The organism is Streptomyces abyssomicinicus, from assembly GCF_008974245.1.
Taxonomy (GTDB): domain Bacteria; phylum Actinomycetota; class Actinomycetes; order Streptomycetales; family Streptomycetaceae; genus Streptomyces; species Streptomyces abyssomicinicus.
In genome coordinates, this window is sequence record NZ_BBZI01000005.1 from 158180 (window position 1) to 176432 (window position 18253).

At 74.3% G+C, this 18253-nt stretch carries 15 protein-coding genes; 8 read left to right on the forward strand and 7 right to left on the reverse strand.

All coding sequences use genetic code 11. The features are described from left to right. The 4 genes from GBN72_RS00725 to GBN72_RS00740 all read right to left on the reverse strand — a co-directional run. Positions 1 to 502, reverse strand: a 502-nt coding sequence (locus GBN72_RS00725) for a serine/threonine-protein kinase (protein WP_151769649.1), incomplete at its 3' end; no start/stop codon positions are given. A gap of 438 nt (positions 503 to 940) precedes the next feature. Continuing rightward, entirely contained in the window at positions 941 to 2287 is a 1347-nt protein-coding gene (locus GBN72_RS00730) for an MFS transporter (RefSeq protein WP_151769650.1), read from the reverse strand. A gap of 55 nt (positions 2288 to 2342) precedes the next feature. After that, positions 2343 to 3374 carry a PDR/VanB family oxidoreductase gene (locus GBN72_RS00735; RefSeq protein ID WP_151769651.1) on the reverse strand — a complete coding sequence of 344 codons (1032 nt, stop codon included), beginning with the start codon at positions 3372 to 3374 and terminating at the stop codon, positions 2343 to 2345. Between the two features lies 1 nt (position 3375). Next, positions 3376 to 4509: an aromatic ring-hydroxylating dioxygenase subunit alpha gene (locus GBN72_RS00740; protein WP_151769652.1), complete on the reverse strand. Its 1134-nt coding sequence runs from the start codon at positions 4507 to 4509 to the stop codon at positions 3376 to 3378. A gap of 107 nt (positions 4510 to 4616) precedes the next feature. Here GBN72_RS00740 and GBN72_RS00745 point away from each other — a divergent pair, with 107 nt between their 5' ends. The 4 genes from GBN72_RS00745 to GBN72_RS00760 all read left to right on the forward strand — a co-directional run bounded on the left by GBN72_RS00745 (position 4617) and on the right by GBN72_RS00760 (position 8476). Next, positions 4617 to 5201 carry a PadR family transcriptional regulator gene (locus GBN72_RS00745; protein ID WP_151769653.1) on the forward strand — a complete coding sequence of 195 codons (585 nt, stop codon included), beginning with the start codon at positions 4617 to 4619 and terminating at the stop codon, positions 5199 to 5201. A 60-nt stretch (positions 5202 to 5261) separates the two neighbouring features. Next, on the forward strand, positions 5262 to 6239 hold the full coding sequence (locus GBN72_RS00750) for an SDR family NAD(P)-dependent oxidoreductase (RefSeq protein ID WP_151769654.1): 978 nt from the start codon (positions 5262 to 5264) through the stop codon (positions 6237 to 6239). Positions 6240 to 6396: 157 nt separating this feature from the next. Beyond that, positions 6397 to 7197 (forward strand): MerR family transcriptional regulator, encoded by an 801-nt coding sequence (locus tag GBN72_RS00755; protein WP_151769655.1) that lies wholly within the window; start codon positions 6397 to 6399, stop codon positions 7195 to 7197. Between the two features lie 64 nt (positions 7198 to 7261). Continuing rightward, positions 7262 to 8476 carry a glycosyltransferase gene (locus GBN72_RS00760; RefSeq protein ID WP_151769656.1) on the forward strand — a complete coding sequence of 405 codons (1215 nt, stop codon included), beginning with the start codon at positions 7262 to 7264 and terminating at the stop codon, positions 8474 to 8476. Positions 8477 to 8583: 107 nt separating this feature from the next. Here GBN72_RS00760 and GBN72_RS00765 read toward each other — a convergent pair whose 3' ends face one another. Then, a complete protein-coding gene (locus tag GBN72_RS00765) occupies positions 8584 to 9462 on the reverse strand; it encodes a helix-turn-helix transcriptional regulator (RefSeq protein WP_151769657.1) in 879 nt (292 codons plus the stop codon). A gap of 146 nt (positions 9463 to 9608) precedes the next feature. On the opposite strand from GBN72_RS00765, the gene GBN72_RS00770 reads away from it, so the two are divergent. Further along, complete coding sequence (locus GBN72_RS00770) at positions 9609 to 10487, forward strand: SDR family NAD(P)-dependent oxidoreductase (RefSeq protein ID WP_151769658.1); 879 nt, start codon at positions 9609 to 9611, stop codon at positions 10485 to 10487. A gap of 245 nt (positions 10488 to 10732) precedes the next feature. Here GBN72_RS00770 and GBN72_RS33920 read toward each other — a convergent pair whose 3' ends face one another. Beyond that, entirely contained in the window at positions 10733 to 10903 is a 171-nt protein-coding gene (locus GBN72_RS33920; RefSeq protein WP_164540303.1) for a hypothetical protein, read from the reverse strand. Between the two features lie 210 nt (positions 10904 to 11113). Between GBN72_RS33920 and GBN72_RS00775 the strand changes: the two genes are divergently transcribed. Both GBN72_RS00775 and GBN72_RS00780 read left to right on the forward strand, forming a co-directional pair. Continuing rightward, positions 11114 to 14089, forward strand: coding sequence for a tetratricopeptide repeat protein (locus GBN72_RS00775; protein WP_151769659.1), 2976 nt, complete (start codon positions 11114 to 11116; stop codon positions 14087 to 14089). Positions 14090 to 14315: 226 nt separating this feature from the next. Beyond that, positions 14316 to 15446, forward strand: coding sequence for a DUF3103 family protein (locus GBN72_RS00780; protein WP_246212189.1), 1131 nt, complete (start codon positions 14316 to 14318; stop codon positions 15444 to 15446). A gap of 30 nt (positions 15447 to 15476) precedes the next feature. Here the strand turns inward: GBN72_RS00780 and GBN72_RS00785 are convergent, their stop codons facing one another. Next, on the reverse strand, positions 15477 to 16463 hold the full coding sequence (locus GBN72_RS00785; RefSeq protein ID WP_439959736.1) for an endonuclease/exonuclease/phosphatase family protein: 987 nt from the start codon (positions 16461 to 16463) through the stop codon (positions 15477 to 15479). A gap of 393 nt (positions 16464 to 16856) precedes the next feature. On the opposite strand from GBN72_RS00785, the gene GBN72_RS00790 reads away from it, so the two are divergent. Next, on the forward strand, positions 16857 to 18119 hold the full coding sequence (locus GBN72_RS00790) for a DegT/DnrJ/EryC1/StrS family aminotransferase (protein ID WP_439959722.1): 1263 nt from the start codon (positions 16857 to 16859) through the stop codon (positions 18117 to 18119). Positions 18120 to 18253: the final 134 nt, after the last annotated feature.

The following is an 18253-nucleotide window of genomic DNA, read 5'->3' on the forward strand; positions in this document are numbered from 1 at the left end:
TTCCGGTGGTGGGGCGGGTGGGTCTGGCGATGCCGAAGTCGATGACGACGGGGCCGGTGTCGGTGAGGAGGACGTTGGCGGTCGACAGGTCGCGGTGGATGAAGTTGGCGGTGTGGATGTCGTGGAGTGCGGTGGCGAGTCCCGCGGCGAGGTGGAGGACGGTGTCCGGCGGGAGAGCGGTGGTGGCCGTCAGGGCGCGGTGGAGGGTGGGGCCGTGGTGGAACTCGTAGGCCAGCCAGGGGATTCCGGCGTCGGCGTCGGCGTCGACGACTCGGGCGGTGTGGGGGCTGTGGATTCTTCGGGCGGCGACGGCTTCACGGTGCAGGCGTTGGCGGAAGGTGTCGTCGTAGGCGGCGAAGGTGTCACGGACGAGTTTGACCGCGACGAGGCCGCCCGTGGGGTCGGTGGCCAGTAACACGCGGCCCATGCCGCCCTCGCCGAGTACCGCGCGGGTCCGGTACGGCCCGACCGTGCGCGGATCGGACGGCGTCAGGTCCCACACGGACGACCTCCCCCTGATGAAGGTGGTGCGACTTGACTTCGTTCCTGACGATCGTGGCCGGTTCTTCTGCGACCGGGAGTGCGCGTCACTGTAGTGGATGATGAACAGGGCCCGTTGGGGTTCCGGCCAGCTGTCGCTCGCTCTGCACCAGGCGTGTACCGCGCCGCGACATTGGTCACGCGACCGATGGGCGGCGACGGTCGGTTCCCGCGGAAGGTGCCGGAACTCCACGCAGGGCGAGGCGTTCACCGGGCTCGGGCGGCCCCCCGGGGCTCCGGCGGGCCCCTGGGCTCCGGTGCCGGCCCGGTCGTCAGGATGCGCCGGTTCGTCACCACGCCGGCGTCAGTGAGAAGTGTCGCGTCCGCCGGGGACGGCGGACGACCGCGGGCCGGCCGGAGAACCGGCGGCCCGCGGTCGTGAGGAACACGCCGGCGGAGGTCAGGCCGCGGCGAGCGTCTCCTTCGCCGCCGGAGCCGCGGGACGGGACTCCGGGTCGTACCGGCGCAGGCCCACCAGGACCGCCGCGCAGAGGGCGACCACCACGGCGGCGCCGATGTAGAGCTGCGTCGCCGAGGCGCCCGCGTCCTTGAGCATGCCGGCGACGGTGGGGGAGAGGATGGCGCCGATGCGGCCCATGCCGAGCGCCCAGCCCATGCCGACGCTGCGGACGTTGGCCGGGTAGAGCGGCGGGCCGACCGTGTAGGCGCCCGCGATGCAGCCGTTGATCAGGGCTCCGACGACGACGCCGACGGCGAACCCGAGCCACAGGGTCGAGGTGCTCAGGATGAAGACGATCATCATCGCGGCGGAGAGCAGGGAGAAGCCGATCAGCACCGCACGCGGTGTGCGCACTCGGGCGGCGACGCCGTAGAGGACCGAGCCGACCGTGCCGCCGATGGAGATCGCCATTCCGGCGGTCACGGCCGCGCTCTCGGAGAGGCCCTCCTCGACCAGGAGCGTGGGCGTCCAGCTGTTGACGAAGTAGAAGCCGAACATGATGGTGATGAAGGTGAGCCAGAGCAGGACCGTCGGGGTCAGCAGTTGCTTGAGCCATCCCGAGCCGGCCCGCCCGGTCTCCGTCCGCGCGGCGGCCGCACGGTCGAGGTCTGCGTCGGTGACGGGCTCCATACGCATCCGGGCCAGCGTCCTGTTGATCCGCTCCAGCGCGTTGCCCGGCCGGCGCTGCTCGAGGAAGGCCACCGACTCGGGCAGCACCACGGCGATCACGATCAGGGCGAACAGGGTCCCGATACCGCCGGCGTAGAAGACGACGCGCCAGTCGCCGCCCACGACGGTCTTGGCGACCAGGCTCGCCGCGGTGGCGCCGATGCCGTACCCGGCGGTGTAGATGCCGATGGCCAGACCGCGGTTGCGGGCGTTGGAGAACTCGCTCGCGATCACGTTGGTGCTGGCCAGGATGCCGCCGACCCCGATGCCGGTGACGAGGCGGAAGAGGCTCATCACGGTCACGGACGGCGCCATGGCGGCGCCGAACATGCCGATCGTGCCGAGGGTGAGGCTGATCAGGATCAGCGGGCGCCGGCCGATGAGGTCGGCGAAGGGGGCGAGCAGCATCGAGCCGACCGCCATGCCGATCAGACCGACCGAGACCAGCAGGCCGAACTCCGAGCCGCTGAGCGCGAACTCCTCGGTGACCGACGGCCCGGTGAAGGCCACCGCCATCACGTCGAAGCCGTCCAGGCAGTTCATGAAGGTGCACAGGCCGACGATCAGCCATTGGTAGCCGCTCATCGGCGCCTGCGCCATGCGCGCGGTGATGTTCATGGGTGTGGGTGTCCAGGTGGTGAGGGATCCGGGCGTACGCGGTGGTGCGGCCGGGTCAGGTGAGGCGGAGGGAGAGGACGGCGGGGGCGACGGGGTCGCCGGGGCCGTCGCCGGACCCCGCGGGGGTCGCCACCGCACGGGAGACGCAGAGGCAGAGGCTGTGCGAGCGGTCCTTCTGGGAGTCGCTCAGGAACACGTCGCGGTGGTCGACGGTGCCGGTGGAGCCGACCACCTTCGCCAGGCACAGCCCGCACTCGCCCTTGCGGCAGTCCGAGAGCGTCTCGACGCCGGCCGCCTCGAGGGCGTCCAGGATCGAGGTGTCGGGTGCGACGGTGACCTCCCGGCCGAGGTCGGGGAGGCGGACCAGGAACTCCTCGGCCGGGTACCGGCCGCTGGAGCCGAAGGTCTCGAAGCGCAGGTTGGTCGCCGGCAGGTCGTGCTCGGCCCAGCTCCGCGAGACGGCGTTCATCAGCCCGATCGGGCCGCACATGTAGAGCTCGGTGCCCGCCGCGGCGGGCGTGCGGGAGATGGTGGCGACGAGGTCGTCCACGTCCAGCCCGGTGCCCTCCGCGTCGACGTGGACCCGCACCCGGTCGCCGTGCTCGGCGACCAGCTCGTCCAGGTACGCCATCACGGCGCGGCTGCGGCCGACGAGCCGCAGCTCGTAGTCGGCGCCGCGGCGGCGCAGCGCGGAGGCCATCGCCACCAGCGCGGTCACGCCGATGCCGCCGGCGACCAGGACGTACCGGGTCGCGCCGACCGCGAGCGGGAAGTTCTGCAGCGGTCCGGTGACCGTCAGCTCGTCCCCGGCCCGCAGCCGGTGCATCGCCGCCGAGCCGCCGGACGAGGTGGGGGAGAGCCGCACGCTGAGCGTCAGCCGCCGGCCGCCGTCCTCGGAGCGCACCACGGAGTAGGAGCGCACCCGGCGGACGCCGTTGGCGGTCTCCACCTCGACGTCGATGTGCGTGCCGGGCGCGGCGTGCTCGGGCCGCTCCGGCGCCAGGACGACCCGGCGGACGCCCTCGGCGACGTCGGAGACCTCGACCACCCGGGCCCGCTGTCGACGGGCCTGCGTCTGCACTGCCATGTCAGGCCCCCTGACCTGCGGCAGGCGCGGTGGAGGGGCGTCCCTCGGCCGCGAGCATGCGCTCCAGGATCCGGCGCACCCACATGCCGCCGGCGTCGATGTTGAGGCTGTAGAACTCGTGGCCGGGGTTGGCGTCGATGGCGCGCTGCTGGGCGCGCAGCATCTCCTCGTCCTCGCCGAACACCCCGTGCACCGCCTGCCGCAGCTGGGTGGTGATCGTCTGGCTCTCCAGGCGGTAGTTGCGCATGAACGCCCAGAAGTAGTGGGAGGTGCGGTCGGTCTCGGGGGTGATCGTGTTCATCACGTACCCGTTGACGCCCTGGCTGCGGTCGCCCTCGGGGGCGCCCGTGCCCGCCTTCGCCACGCCGACGTCGATGCTGATCGTGCCCGGCGCCTCGAAGGTGATGATCTGCCAGCGGTCGACCTTGCCGGAGAAGCCGGGGAACTTGTCGCGCATGTTCTTCAGCCAGAACGGAGGCGCGTCGATGTCCCGCATCCACCGGGTGACGGTCACCGTGTCGCCCTGGTGGGTCACGTCGAACTCGGCCTCGGACAGTTCCTCCTGGCCGATGCTCGAGGAGTGCACGAACTCCTCGTGGGTGAGGTCCATGAGGTTGTCGAGGATGAGCTGGTAGTTGCATTCGGCGTGGATCGTCTCGCCGTCGCCCGCCCAGGCCGGGTCGTCCATCCGGCCCATGTCCGGAACCCTGGCCGGGTCGGCCAGGTCCGGGTCGCCGACCCAGACCCAGACGTAGCGGTGGCGCTCGACGACCGGGTAGGAGGGGACCACCGCGCTGGGGTTGATCGTCTCCTGCGCGGGCATCCCGGTGCAGCGGCCCGTCGCGTTGTAGCGGAGGCCGTGGTACGGGCACTGCAGCTCGTCGCCGAGGATCCTGCCCATCGACAGCGGCGCCAGCCGGTGCCAGCAGGCGTCCGCGAGGGCCACCGCACGGCCCTCGGTGTTGCGCCACAGGGCCAGCGGCACGCCGGCGACCGTCCGGGCCAGCGGCTGCCTGCCGGTGACCTCGTGGTCCCATGCGGCGACGTACCAGGCGTTGCGGGGGTAATTGAAGATCTTCGCCGCAGCGGTGGCCGGTGGCGCGGTGGCAGGCAGGGGGGAGGCGGTGCGGGACATGGAACTCCCTATGAAGAGAGGTACGTGTTGTGCGGGCCACAAACTAACTATCGATATAGTGAGATGACAAGGGTGTGTAGCTTGGCTTTTTCGGAGGGGGAGGTCCCTTGTCGCTGCGTTACGCGCTGATCGCGCTGCTGACCGGCCGGCCGATGACCGGGTACGACATCTCGAAGAGCTTCAGCCGCTCGGTGGCCCACGTCTGGCACGCCCCGGACTCGCAGATCTATCCCGAGCTCAACCGGATGGAGCGCGACGGGCTGCTCACCTCGGTCGAGGTGCGGTGGGGCAAGAAGGGGACGAAGAAGGAGTACCACGTCACCGACGCCGGCCTGGCCGACTTCCGGGCGTGGATGGAGGCCCCGCTGACGCCGCTGCGGCAGCGCGACCCGGCGTACCTCAAGGCGGCCTACTTCGACTTCGCCGACCCCGCGTCGGTGCGCGAGCAGCTACGGCAGCAACAGGCCTACTGGGAGGAGCAGTTGAGCATGCTCGAGGACACCCGGGCCGCCCTGCTCGACCGCACCCACCCGACCCTGGCGGCCCGCCTCTCCACCCTGGACGGCCGCGACGCCGAGCTGGCGGTGCGCTACAAGGTGTACGCCTACGACGGCCTGATCGCCCGCGCCCGCACCGAACTGACCTGGATCGCCGAGGGGTTCGCCCTCGTCGACGAGCTGCACGGCGCCTGACCGACCCCCCCGGGGGCCGCCCTTGACTTGGAGCGCGCTCCAGCGCCTAGCGTCCGGGTCATGCAGACACCTCAGCACCGGATCGGATCGGGTCACGGCGCCCGCAGCACTGCGGACGACGTCCTGGGCGGGACCGACCTGTCCGGCAGCACCGCGATCGTCACCGGCGGCCACTCGGGACTGGGCCTGGAGACGACCCGCGCCCTGGCGGCGGCCGGAGCACACGTCGTCGTCCCCGCCCGGCGGAGGGCGGCCGCCCAGGAGGCGGTGAAGGGCATCGACGGCGTCGAGACCGACGACCTCGACCTCTCCGACCTCGACAGCGTCCGCGCCTTCGCCGAACGCTTCCTGGCCTCGGGCCGCGAGGTCGACATCCTGATCAACAGCGCCGGAGTGATGGCCTGTCCCGAGACGCGGGTCGGACCGGGCTGGGAGGCGCAGTTCGCCGTCAACCACCTCGGTCACTACGCGCTGGTCAACCATCTCCGGCCGGCGTTCGCCCGCGGTGGCGCGCGCGTGGTGGCCGTGTCCTCCGGCGCCCACGGCATCACCGGCATGCGCTGGGACGACGTGCACTTCGAGCGCGGCTACGACCGGTGGCAGGCGTACGGGCAGGCGAAGACGGCGAACGTGCTGTTCGCCGTGCGGCTCGACGCGCTCGGCCGCGACGCCGGGATCCGGGCGTTCGCCGTGCATCCGGGCAGCATCCTCACCCCGCTGCAGCGCCACCTCGCGAAGGAGGAGATGGTGGAGGCGGGATGGATCGACGAGAACGGCGACCCGGCCGACCCCACCTTCAAGACACCCGGGCAGGGCGCGGCCACGCAGGTGTGGGCGGCGACCTCTCCCCGGCTGACCGGCATGGGCGGCGTGTACTGCGAGGACTGCGACGTGGCCGAGCCGGCCCGCGACGGCGTGGAAGGGGGCGTGCACGCACACGCCACCGACCCCGCGCAGGCGGCGCGCCTGTGGACGCTGTCCGCCGAGCTCACGGGCGTCGACGCGTTTGCGACGGCGGACGCGGGCCGCGAGGGCTGAGACGGCTCCCCTCGGCATGGTTCCGCCCGTCGTGCGGTGGCCGGGCGCGGGCCCGCCGAGGGGGATGCCCGTCCCCTCCCGCGGAGCCGGGCGGGCCCCGGGTTGACCCTCCCCTTACGTCAGGCTTCAGGCTGTGTCCCGACGAAAGGGCAGGTGGATGAGCTACTCCGTGGGGCAGGTCTCGGCCTTCGCCGGGGTGACGGTGCGCACGCTGCACCACTACGACAGGACGGGGCTGCTCTCGCCCGGTGACCGCAGCCACGCGGGCTACCGGCTCTACGGTGAGGCCGACCTGGTCCGTCTCCAGCAGATCCTCTTCTACCGTGAACTCGGCTTCCCCCTGGACGAGATCGCCTCGATCCTCGAGGATCCGCAGGCGAATCCCGTGGAGCGGCTCCGGGCCCGGCAACGGCAGTTGAGCGAGGAGATCGCCAGACTGCAACGGCTGGCCGAGGTGGCCGAACGGGCGATAGAGGTCCAGGGGACCGGGGTCTCCCTGACGCCTCAGGAACGCTTCGAGGTCTTCGGCGAGATCACCTTCGACCTGAGCTACGCCACCGAGGCGGAGCTGAAGTGGGCCCACTCCGAGGGGCAGCGCGAGGCGATGGCGCGCGCGACCGCCCACACCAAGGAGGACTGGCGCCGCCTGATGCGCGAGGCCACCGCCTGGCGCGCGGAGCTGCTCGCGGCCTTCGACGAGGGGGAGCCGAGCGACGGCGAGCGGGCCATGGACCTCGCCGAGGAGCACCGCCTGCACGTCTCCCGCTGGTTCACCGCCTGCCCGCCCGACATGCACCGGCGCATCGCGGACGACTTCGTCACCGACCCGCGCGCGTTCGCCCTGGTCGTGCCGCCGTCCCAGCAACGACCGGGCCTGGCCGCCTACATGTGCAGGGCTGTCCACGCCAACGCGGTCCGCCACGCGGGCGGCCGGACCGACGCCGAGGAGGACCGCTGATGTCCGTCGGGGGGACCGATGAAGTCCGTCGGGGAGGACCGCTGATGTCCGTCGAGGAGAACCGATGAAGATCCTGATCGCCGCGGCCGGGTCGCGCGGTGACGTCGCGCCCTACACGGGCCTGGGCGCCGCACTGCGCCGCGCCGGGTACGACGTCACCCTCGCCGCCACCGAGGCCTTCGCACCCCTCGCGCACGACGCCGGGCTGGCGTTCCGCGGCCTCCCCGCCGACACCCGGGGACATGGCGGCGTCACCGGTGGACGTGAACTGATGCGCGCCGCCGCCGCGTTCGTCTCCGAGCTGGGGCAGGGATTCGCCGACGCGGTGGACGACGACACGGACCTGCTCCTGCTCTCGACCACCACGGCGCCGCTAGGCTGGCACCTCACCGAGGCCACGGGCACACCGAGCCTCGGCGTCCACCTCCAGCCCACCGCGCCGACCGGCGACTTCCCGCCCGTCGTCACCGGCACCCGCTCACTGGGCCGTCCCGCCAACCGGGCGGCCGGACGCCTCGCGCTGCGGATGGCCGACCGCCTCTACGGCCAGGCGGTGGCACGGCTGCGTGACCGCCTCGAGCTGCCCCCGGCCTCGCCCTCCGCGACGCGCCGTCGACAGGAGCGGGCGAACTGGCCCGTCCTGCACGGCTTCAGCACGGCCCTGGTGCCCCGCCCCCGCGATTGGCGCCCCGGCCTGGAGGTCGTGGGCAACTGGTGGCCCCACCACGACGAGGCCGGACGGCTGCCGGCCGGTCTCGAGGACTTCCTGAGCGCCGGCCCCCGGCCCGCCTTCGTCGGGTTCGGCAGCATGGCGTCCGGCGACGGGGAACGGCTGAGCGAGATCGCGGTGCGCGCCCTGCGCCGCGCCGGACTGCGCGGCGTCCTCCAGACCGGCAGCGCGGGACTCGCCGCCGCCGGGGACGACGTGCTGACCGTCGGCGACGTACCGCACGCCCTGCTGTTCCCGCGGCTGGCCGCCGTGGTCCACCACGGCGGGGCCGGGACCTCGGCCGCGGCGCTGCGCGCCGGAGTGCCCGCGGTCACCGTGCCGGTGACCGCGGACCAGCCGTTCTGGGCGGTCCGGCTCGCCGCCCTCGGCGCCGCCACCGACCCGATCCCCTTCCGGTCCCTCACCGCCGAACGGCTCGCCGACGCACTGGGGCGAGCGGTCTCGGAGCCGGCCCTCGGCCGGGCCGCCGCGAGGGCGGCGGGGCACCTGCGGACCGAGGACGGAGCGGGTGAAGTCCTCCAGGCCGTCCGGCGACTGACCGGCGGCTGACCGCTCGGGCCGGCGGCTGCTCGCGGTGCCCCTTCCGCGGCCGCTCCCGGGCGACCGGCCGCGGCGCTCGCGGGAATGGGCGGGCCCGGAGGACCGAGGAGACGGCCTCACGACGTGACGCCCCCCGACACCGCACGGCCGGCCGTGACGCGCAGCAGGTCCAGCTTCCCCGCGTCGTCGCTTCCTGCGGCCGCCGTGTAGGTGACCATGCGCAGGTCCGCGCCGGGGACGACGAGGACGTCGCAGTCGAGGACGATGTCACCGGCCTCCGGATGGCGGACCGTTTTGCGGTCGCTCGTGTGCACGGCCGCGGCAGTCGTGGGCGTGGCCCACAGACGGGCGAAGGCGCCGGAGGTGTCGCGCAGTTCGCGCACGAGGCGTCCGAGCCGGGCGTCCTGGGGGTAGCGGGAGACGGCGTCCTTGAGGTCGGCGACGATCGCCGCCGCGAAGGCCTCCCGCCCGCCCCCGGGCCGGACCGGACGCATCGCCGCACGGGCGGCGCCGTCGCCGAACAGCGCACGGGCGAGGTTACGTTCGGCGGTGGGCAGCGCGGAGGGGTCGCCGTGCAGCGCGCACCACATCGCGTTCCACCACACCAGGGTCCAGTCGGCGGCGAACACCCCGATCGGCACGTCCGCCAGGCGGGCGGCGAGCCGGCGGATCCCCGGGGGCACATGGGTGTCGACCGTCCCGTCGCGGGGCGGCAGAAGCCCGGCGCCCCGGAACAACTGGTCGCGCTCGGCGCGGGAGAGCTGAAGGGCCCGGGCGAGGGCGCCGACCACCTGGGCCGACGGATTCCTCGCCCGGCCCTGCTCCAGGCGCAGCACGTAGTCGACGGAGAGTCCGGCCAACTGGGCGAGTTCCTCGCGGCGCAGCCCCGGGGCCCGGCGGCGGTCCGTCACGGTGAACCCGGCGTCGGCCGGCGAGAGGCGGTCGCGCCAGGCGCGCAGGAGCGCGGCGAAGTCGGAGCGGGAGGGAGCGGCCATCGGGCCATTCTCGCCGCGCGGTCACGGATCAGCCTGGGTACCGCCAATCCTGGTGACGGGGACGGCCCTGGCCCGCGGTGACGCGGACGGCGAACGTGGAGATCCGCCCGACCGGGCGGCAGGAGCGGACCGGACGAGGAGACGTCATGCGGCACACCATCGTGATGACCGGCGCGAGCCGTGGGATCGGCCGCGCCGCGGCGGAGCGGATCCTGCGGCGGTCGCCGGACACCCACCTGCTCGTCGTCGCCCGTGGGGCCTCCGGGGCGCGGACGGCCGCCGAACTCGCCGCAGGCGGGCACGCCGTCTCGCACGTACCGGCCGACCTCGGCTCGCTGGACAGCGTCCGCGCCGCCGCGACGGCGATCCGCGACCGGCTCGACCACGGAGGACTCCCGCCGCTGCGCGGCTTCGTGGGCAACGCGGGCGTCCAGTACACCGACGCGCTCACCGAGGGGCCCGACGGTTTCGAGTCGACCTTCACGGTCAACGTGCTCGCCAACCACCTGTTCGTACGGCTGCTCCAGGACCGCTTCGCGCCTCCCGCCCGGATCGTGATCACCACCAGCGACACCCACTTCGGCGACCTCAGGCACAACCTGGGCATGGTGCCGGGCCCGGCCTGGAAGGCACCGGACGTCCTGGCCCGCGTCGGCGCGTTCCCCGGGCCGCACACCGCGGCGGCCGGGCGCACCGCTTACTCGACGAGCAAGCTGGCGGTCATCCACCTCGTCCACGAGTACGCGCGCCGGCTGCCGGCCGGGATCGGCGCCGTCGCCCACAACCCCGGGTTCGTCCCCAGTACCGGCCTCGCCCGCGAGGCGGGCCGCGTCTCCCGCTTCGCGATGCGGTACGTCCTGCCGGTGGTGACCCTCACGCCGTTGGCGACCGGTCGTGGCGCCGCGGGCCGCCACCTCGCGGACGTCGTCCTCGGCGCGACGCCCGCACCGACCGGGTCCTATGTCGACCGCGACCGCGTGGCCCGCTCGTCGGAGGAGTCGTACGACCCGCGCCGCGAAGGGTAACTCTGGGAGGCCGTCGAACGGTTCACCGCCGTGTGAGCGGTGCCGCGTCAGCCGTGCCGTGTGCGCGGTGCCGCGGCGGGTGGCGTGGTGGTCTCCGCCCGGTCGCGTCCAGGGCCGGTCGGGAGCCTCGTCCCCGGCCGCCGCGCGGCACGACCGGCTGTCGCGGGACGGGCCGGTCGGCCCCGTCGCCGGTGAGGAGCCGCGGACGGGCCGCAGGCGGCGCCCTGCCCGGCCGCGCGCCGTGGTCACCTCAGCAGGTGCGGGAGTCCGGCCAGCACCGCCCACCCCGCGCCGCCGGCGGTGAGAAGGGCCGTCGGCCAGGACGCGCCGGCGAGGAGCGTCAGGCCGCCCGTGACGGCGGCGGCGAGGAGGCCCACCGTGAGAGCGAGAAGGGAGCGGACGTCGAAGAGCGGCATGGCGTGACCTCCAGCGGTCGTGAGAAGTTCCGCCCGTCCCGCGGTCCCCGGGCAGGGAACCACGGGCGGGATGTCAGCCTGCCGTCCCGACGGGCCGGCGGCCGCTGAGGGTGAACGACTCCGAAGGATCTCGAACGATCGTGAAGGGCCCCCAACTTGTGCCCTCCAGTAGCGTGATGACGGCTCATCGGCGAGACCGTGAGGAGACGCATGGCAACCCCGCAGCCCGCTCCCGGACCTCTGCTCCACTTCTGCGCCGGCCTGCGCGAGCTGAAGTTCGCGTCCGGCGCGCCCTCGCTCGGCGACCTCAGGCGCCGGATGCCCTCACGCCCCGGGGCGAGCACCCTCAGCGAGCTGTTCGCCGGCAAGATCCGCAGGGCGCCGCGCTGGGAACTCGTGCGCGAGGTGGTCGGCGCCTGTCTGGAACACGCGCGAGCGGGCGGGATCGACGTCCCGGAAGAACTCGGCGCCCTGACCGCCTGGAGGAGCCGCCACGAGGAACTGGTCCGCTCCCTGGACGGCCCCACGGAACAGCGGCCGGCCGGCGGGCTGCCCGGGATGCTGCGGATGGCGCCCGGGAACCGGCCGCCCCGTCTGGGCGAACTCGGCGACGAGGACCTGGGCGTGGCCCGGCGGCTGCCCGGCACGAGCGGCGGCTACCTGGCCCGGGCCCACACCGACGAGGAGATGCGCAGCATGCTGGCCCTCGGAGGGCCGCCCTACCCGCAGGTCGTCGCCTACGGCGAGGACGGCGCGGGCAAGTCCCGCACGGCCGTCCAGGCACTGCGCGCCGTCTTCCCCGAGCGGACGCCCGTCCTGATCCCCCGGGACGGCGCGTCGCTGGCCGGGCTCGCCTCCGCCGAGGATCCGCGCGGGCGGGACGGGGGACCCGCGATCGTCTGGATGGACGACCTGACGATCGCCGACTTCGAGCGGATGCCGCCGCACCTGCTGCACCGGCTCTCCGAGTGGGCCGTGCTGGCCGGGACGCTCTCCACCCGCCGGTGCCGGGAGATCGTCGAGTCCGGCGACCCCGTCGCGCGGGCAGCCCTGCGCGAAGTGAACCTCGTCCACCTCCCGTTGGAGTTCGACGACGCCGAACGCGCCGCAGCGGCCTGGTACTTCGAGGGCGGCACGGTACCCAGGAGCTTCGCCGACGCCCTGGACGCCGCGACGCCGAGGGAGTTGCTGCTCCGGCTCAACATCGCGCGGTCGTCCGAGCCGGTCGGCGCGTGCGTGGTACAGGCCGCCGTCGACTGCCGCCGGGCAGGCCTGCGGCGCGGCCTCACCCGGCCGGAGCTGCTCCGGCTGCTCCCCGCCTACCTCGATGCGCTGGGGGCCGCGGCCGCCACGGCCGCCCGGGCCGAGGAGGGACTGCGCTGGGCCCAGGAACCCGCCGCAGGCGGCCGGGCGTTGCTCAGGCCGGCGCCGGAGGCCGCCGGTGGGCACCGGTGGCGGGCGGCGGAGGAACTCGTCGAGGCGGCCGACACGGGCCCCGTGCCGCGCTTCCTGTGGCGGGAGTTGATCGACCTGGCCACGCCCGAGGAGTGCCTGCACATCGGCTACGAGGCGGACCGCCGCGACGCGCAGGTGTACGCGGCCGCCGCCTTCGCGAAGGCCGTGGAGGACCGGGACCACCGTGCGTACGCCCTGCTGGGACTGGGGCGGGCGAGGAGCGCGCTCGGCTCGCGCGCGGCGGCCGAGGAGGCACTGCACGGGGCGGCGGACGAGGGGGACGCCGCCGTGCGGGGCGAGGCCCTGGTGCGGCTCGGCGACCTCCGGCAGAAGCATGACGACTTCGTGGGAGCCGAGGAGGCCTGGCGCGCGGCCGCCGCGACCGGGGACGAGTTCCACGCGCCGATGGCCTGGCACCAGCTCGGTCTCATGAGGGTGAGGAAGCAGTACGACTTATCGGAGGAGACCGAGTCCTTCTTCCTGGAGGCCGCCGCCGGCGGGCACCCCGAGCTGGCCCCGAGGTCGTGGGCGATGGTGGCGACACTGCGCGACAGCCGCGGTGACGTGAGGGGAGCCCTGGAGGCGTGCGACCGGGCCGCGGAGTGGGACAACCCGCGGGTGCGGGAGCTGCTGCGCGAACTCCTCCCCGCACTGCGCGAACGCCTGGCGGAGTACACCGTGGGGCGCGCCCCGGGCGGGTCCGAAGGGGACGCGGAGGCGCTCGTGGAGCGGGCCGGCCGGCTGCGCGCGCTGGGGGACGTGCCGGGCGCGCTCGCCGCGTTCCGGGACGCCGCCCAGTGCGAGGACCCCGGATCACGCGCCCGGGCGCTCTTCGGCGCCGCCCGGCTCCTGGTGGCCGAAGGGCAGACCGACGAGGCCTGCGAGGTGTTCGAGGAAGTGGCCCGGTGCGGTGGCGCCCACGCGGAGGAGGCCCTGTTCGAACTGGGAGTGCTGCTGGACGAACGGGGGGACCGGAGCGGAGCGCGCGGGGCCTGGTCGCAGGTGATGCGGACCGGCACCACCCCCACGGTGGCACGCGCCGCCCTCAACCTCGGACTGCTCGAGAGGCGGGCCGGGCGGGATGAGGCGGCGACGGCGGCCTTCGAGCGCGCGGCGCGGGCGCAGGACGCGCACGTGAGGGCGAAGGCGGCGCTGAACCTGGCCCTGCTGGGAGCGGACCACGGCCTGGACGACGACGTCGTGGACGACTGGTACCGCGTCGCCGTCGACAGCGCGGACCCCGAGTTCATGCCGTCGGCGGCGCTCGCGCTGGGAGGCCGGCTGGCCGGCCGGGGACAGGTCGCCGAGGCGAAGCGGCTGATCGAGAGGGCCGTCGGGACCGGCGACCCCGAGCTGGCGGTCCGCGGCCCGCTCGTCCTGGGGATGATCCAGGAGCGCGCTGACGACGTGGAGGGCGCCGCGGCCCTCTACCGCCAGGTGATCGGGTCCGGGCACCCGGAGCACTCGGTCTGCGCGCACGTGTACCTGGGGAGGCTCAGCCTGCGCACCGGACGCCGGGACGCCGCCCGTTGGCACCTGCGGGCGGCGTTCGACGCCGGTCATCCCGAGCACTCGCCGGAGGCGGGCATGCTGCTCGCGCGCATGCACCTGAGCGACGGGGAGCGGGACGAGGCGGCCGTGCTGCTCCGCCGTCTCATCGAGACCGGCCGTCCGGACGTGGTGCGCGAGGCGGACGGGCTGCTCGAGGCCGCCGTGCGTCCGGCGCCGTGATCGCGCGGGCGACGCCGACCGGCGTGGTGCCATCGCGTCCGCGGAAGCCGGCGGATGTCCGACCGGCTTCTCCCGCACGGACGTCGGGTGCCTTCTATACGCGTAGACATCCTCCGGCCATGATGGTGCTGCTCCACCCGCACCGCTGTCCGGCCGCGTACCCACGCGACCGGTCTCCTTGGCATGCCCGGGAACCCCGGGCGCCCGACTTCCTTTGGAGGACGTCTTGTCCGTCAGACAGCAACTGCGCACCGCCCTGTGCGGCGTGGCCCTCACCGGCGTCGTGCTGACCACCACCCAGGGTCTCGCCGTGGCGGCGCCCGCGCCGGAACGGGCGGCGAAGGTCTCGCCCGTGGCGGCCGCGGAGGACGCCGCCGCCCGCGCGCTGGCACGGTCCCTCGCCGACACCACCTGGCGCGCCGAGGTCGGCCGGGCCGTCGCGGACGGGGAGGAGACCGGGCTGAAGGCCCTGGCCGCCGGCTCCCGCACCGGTGCCGCCGCCTCGCTCGCCGCCGACGTGGCGCGCGCCGACCGTTCCGCCCTCGCCGCCAAGGGCCTGGCGGCGGACACCGGCGCTCTGCTCACCGTGACGCTCGCCGGGGACGCCGGCTCCCGCCGCGCTCCGCTGGTCGCCGTCGCCCCCTCCGACGACGAGGCCACCGCCGTCACCGCCTATGACACCGCGGGCCGGGCGCACACCCTGGACGCCGCCGAGGTCCCCGACGCCCCGGTGTACGTCGTCGGCGTCGACGGGGAGAAGGCCGTCGAGGCCGGCATGAAGGTCCTGGAGCGCGAACTGGCCGCCGCCGGGGTCACCACCGCCGACGCGGACGCCGTCCGGTCCGCGACCGCCACCGCGGCCGCCACCGGCTACTGGACCTCCCGCATCACCTCGGTCTCCGTCGCCGACGACAAGGAGACCTGGATCAAGGGCGACGCCGAGATCTTCAGCATCGTCAGCGGCTTCGGCCTGGACGGCAAGGTCCGCGTCGACACGGTCACCCACCCGTACCTCGACGACGCGGGCACCACGTACTACCCGAACCAGATCCTGGTCAACTGGTCGCAGTACAAGTACAACCTGGCCGACGTCGTGATGATGGAGGACGACGGCGACACCAACTACTCCGGACTGGCCAAGGCGATAGCCGCCGCCCTGCTGACCATCGCCGACCTCGGCGCATACATCCCGCTGGTCGACCCGGTCGTGGACGCCATCCCGACCTCGTTCTGGACCGACGACGCCGACTTCGTCGACGCCTGGTACACCCTGGCCCGCGAGACCACCGGCACCCGCAACGGCGCGGGCGGCAACGGCCGGTTCACCTTCGACCGCTACTGGGTCTCCGCCCTGTGACCCCCGGGCGCGAGGGCTCCCGGGCCGCGCTCACCAGCTGACGCTGGCCGCCACCGGCAGGTGGTCGCTGCCGGTGGCGGGCAGCACCCAGGAGCTCTCCGCCTCCACTCCCCGGAGCAGGATCTGGTCGATCCGCACCACCGGGAACCCCGCCGGCCAGGTGAAGCCGAAGCCGTCACCGGCCTCGGTGTGGGCCGGGCGCAGCCGTGCGGTGAGGGCGGCGAGCGCGCGGTCGTCGGTGGTGCCGTTCAGGTCGCCGAGCAGCACCACGCGCTCGCCGCTCTCGGCGGCGAGGGCCTCGCCGAGCGCCCGCGCGTTGCGGTCCCGGCTCTCCGTCCAGAACCCGCCCCGCGGCATCAGCCGCACGGATCCCAGATGGGCGACGTAGACTGCCAGGGGTCCCCGCTCCGTGGCCACCGTGGCGCGCAGCGCCCGTTGGTAACCCGCCTTCTCGTCCTCCGTCTTGGCGGCGCCCAGCGGCCCGGCGTCCATCGCGGTGTCGACCGGGCGGACGTCCGACAGCGGCCACCTGCTCCACAGGCCGACCGTCCCCTGCACCGTGTGGTGCGGGTACGCCGTCGCCAGCTCCCTCTCGTACGTGCCCCGGGCCTCCTCGGTCAGCTCCACCAGGGCCAGCACGTCCGCCCCGGAGGCGACCAGGGCGCGGGCGGTGCCGGCCGGGTCGGGGTTGGCGTCGCCGACGTTGTGCTGGGCCACGGTGAGGTCGCCGCCCGGCCGGGACCCGTCGCCCAGCAGGGCGCCGAAGAGGCCGAGCCACACCACGGCCGGCAGCAGCAGCGCCACCACCGCGGCGGCCGACCGGCGCCGCAGCGCCCCGGCCAGCAGCACCGGGACGAGGAGGCCGCACCACGGCAGGAAGGTCTCCACCAGGCTGCCGAGGCCGCCGAGGTCCGTGATCCGCCCGTGGAAGGCCATCAGCAGGCCCAGCAGCACCGCCAGCACCGTGAGCACCGGGCCGCGCTTCCACGGCCCCGGCCGGGAGAGGCGGCGGACCACCCGGCGCACGCGCCCGCCCCTGCCCGCGCCCCCGCTTCCGGGGGCGTCCTCACGGCGGACGTCGTCCCGTCCGGTCCCGGACGGGTCCGGGGTCCCGGCCTCCCGGCCGGTCCGGGCCGGCGGCCGCGTGTCCGCGGCGGACTGCACTGATTCACTCACTGGTCGGCTGCCCTGGCTGTGCGATGGTCGAAGACGGCTCGTCGGGACGACGGTACGGCAGGGGTTCGACGCGGTCGTCGGCGGAGGCCGTTCCGGTCCGCGGCGCCCGCCGGAAAAGGAGTGGAGTTGTCCGGATAAGGCGCTCTTGACGCAGTTGGCCGTAATGGAGGAACCTGGGCGCTGTGTCAGGGGGGCCAGGGGAGGCACCCCGCACGGCACGTCGCCGGGGGGCGCATGACCATAGGGGTGGTCGGCGGGGCGGGTGCGCGGTCGATGTTCCGGCTGGAGCGGCTGGAAGAGGCGATGCGCAGACGTCTGGGCCGCGAATGTCTTTACGTGCCGTCGTGCCGTCTGGGCCTGTACCTGGCGCTGCGGCACTGGTGCCGGCCGGGGGGCCGCGTACTGATGTCGCCGGTCAACGACGACGTCATCTTCTTCGTCGTGCTGGCCGCCGGACTGCGGCCCGTGCAGGCGCCGTTGAACCCGTTCGACGGGTCGATCGACGTCAACGCCGTGGAACCGGACGTGTGGCGCGGACTGGCCGGCGTGCTCACCGCCAACCTGTACGGCAACCCCGACCCGGCGCCCCGGCTCCGCGCGCGGTGCGACCGGCTGGGCATCCCGCTCATCGAGGACGCGGCGCACGCCATCGGCAGCGAGACGGCCGGGCGTCCGGTGGGTTCCATCGGGCAGGCGGCCTCGTTCAGCCTGTCCAAGCACGTGGGCGTCCGGGCCGGGGGTGTCCTGGCCTTCGACGGCGGACCGGGACTGCGCGAGGAACTGGCCCGGGCGCGCGACGAGTTGCTGGAGCCACCCCGAGCACTGGCGGAACTCCTCTACGGTGTGCGGCCGTTCGCCGAGGCGGCGGTGCGCGGACTGGGGCTGCGGAGGACCGCCCTGGCCGCGCTGCGGCTGGTCGGAGCGAGCGAACGCGACGGGATCCGGATGCCGTTGCGCGCCGCGCAGCTGGCGGAGGCCACCGCCTCGGCGCCCGGGCTCCGCACCCACCACTCCTGGGTCCGGGTCGACATGCATGACTACCGCCGCACCCCGGGCCCGCTCCGTGCCCGCCGGATCGCGCGGGGCTTCGGCCGCCTCGACGAGGTGCTGCGGGCCCACCGTGAGGGAACCGCGCTGCTGCTCGGCACCGAATGGGCCGCGCCCGGAGCGTCCGCCGGACCGCCGCAGCCCCTGTTCCGGGTGCCGTTGCTGGTCGACGACCGGGACGCCGCCATCTCCGCGCTGGCCCGGCACGGCATCGTCACCGGCTACCTCTACGACCCGCCCCTGGACGACTACGCGGGCCCCGAGTTCACCGACCTCTCCACCCGCCCCGGGCCCGCCCGCCACTTCGCCCGGCACGCCCTGCCGGTGGACCCGCTGCGCGCGCCCGAGGCGATCGCCGCGCTACGACGGGCCGGGGCGCGGCCGGCCGCCCCGCCGGTGGCCGAACGCCCGGACGTGGTGCCGGGAGCGGGAGGCGGCGGCGGTGGCTGACATCCGCGAGGGCGTCCAGGAGGGCGGCGTCCAGGAGGACGTCCGGGGAGGCATTCAGGACCAGGAGGTGGCGGAGGTCACGGACACCGGCCCGCGGACCGCCGGAACCGGGCGGTCCCCGAAGCGTGAGGGCG

Excerpts from the sequence above, each read along its gene's own strand:
- GBN72_RS00750 (WP_151769654.1), top strand. The coding sequence starts at position 5,262 with ATGCAGACACCTCAGCACCGGATCGGATCGGGTCACGGCGCCCGCAGC.
- GBN72_RS33920 (WP_164540303.1), bottom strand. The coding sequence starts at position 10,903 with ATGCCGCTCTTCGACGTCCGCTCCCTTCTCGCTCTCACGGTGGGCCTC.
- GBN72_RS00735 (WP_151769651.1), bottom strand. The coding sequence starts at position 3,374 with ATGGCAGTGCAGACGCAGGCCCGTCGACAGCGGGCCCGGGTGGTCGAG.
- GBN72_RS00755 (WP_151769655.1), top strand. The coding sequence starts at position 6,397 with ATGAGCTACTCCGTGGGGCAGGTCTCGGCCTTCGCCGGGGTGACGGTG.
- GBN72_RS00790 (WP_439959722.1), top strand. The coding sequence starts at position 16,857 with ATGACCATAGGGGTGGTCGGCGGGGCGGGTGCGCGGTCGATGTTCCGG.
- GBN72_RS00775 (WP_151769659.1), top strand. The coding sequence starts at position 11,114 with ATGGCAACCCCGCAGCCCGCTCCCGGACCTCTGCTCCACTTCTGCGCC.
- GBN72_RS00740 (WP_151769652.1), bottom strand. The coding sequence starts at position 4,509 with ATGTCCCGCACCGCCTCCCCCCTGCCTGCCACCGCGCCACCGGCCACC.
- GBN72_RS00765 (WP_151769657.1), bottom strand. The coding sequence starts at position 9,462 with ATGGCCGCTCCCTCCCGCTCCGACTTCGCCGCGCTCCTGCGCGCCTGG.
- GBN72_RS00760 (WP_151769656.1), top strand. The coding sequence starts at position 7,262 with ATGAAGATCCTGATCGCCGCGGCCGGGTCGCGCGGTGACGTCGCGCCC.
- GBN72_RS00730 (WP_151769650.1), bottom strand. The coding sequence starts at position 2,287 with ATGAACATCACCGCGCGCATGGCGCAGGCGCCGATGAGCGGCTACCAA.
- GBN72_RS00770 (WP_151769658.1), top strand. The coding sequence starts at position 9,609 with ATGCGGCACACCATCGTGATGACCGGCGCGAGCCGTGGGATCGGCCGC.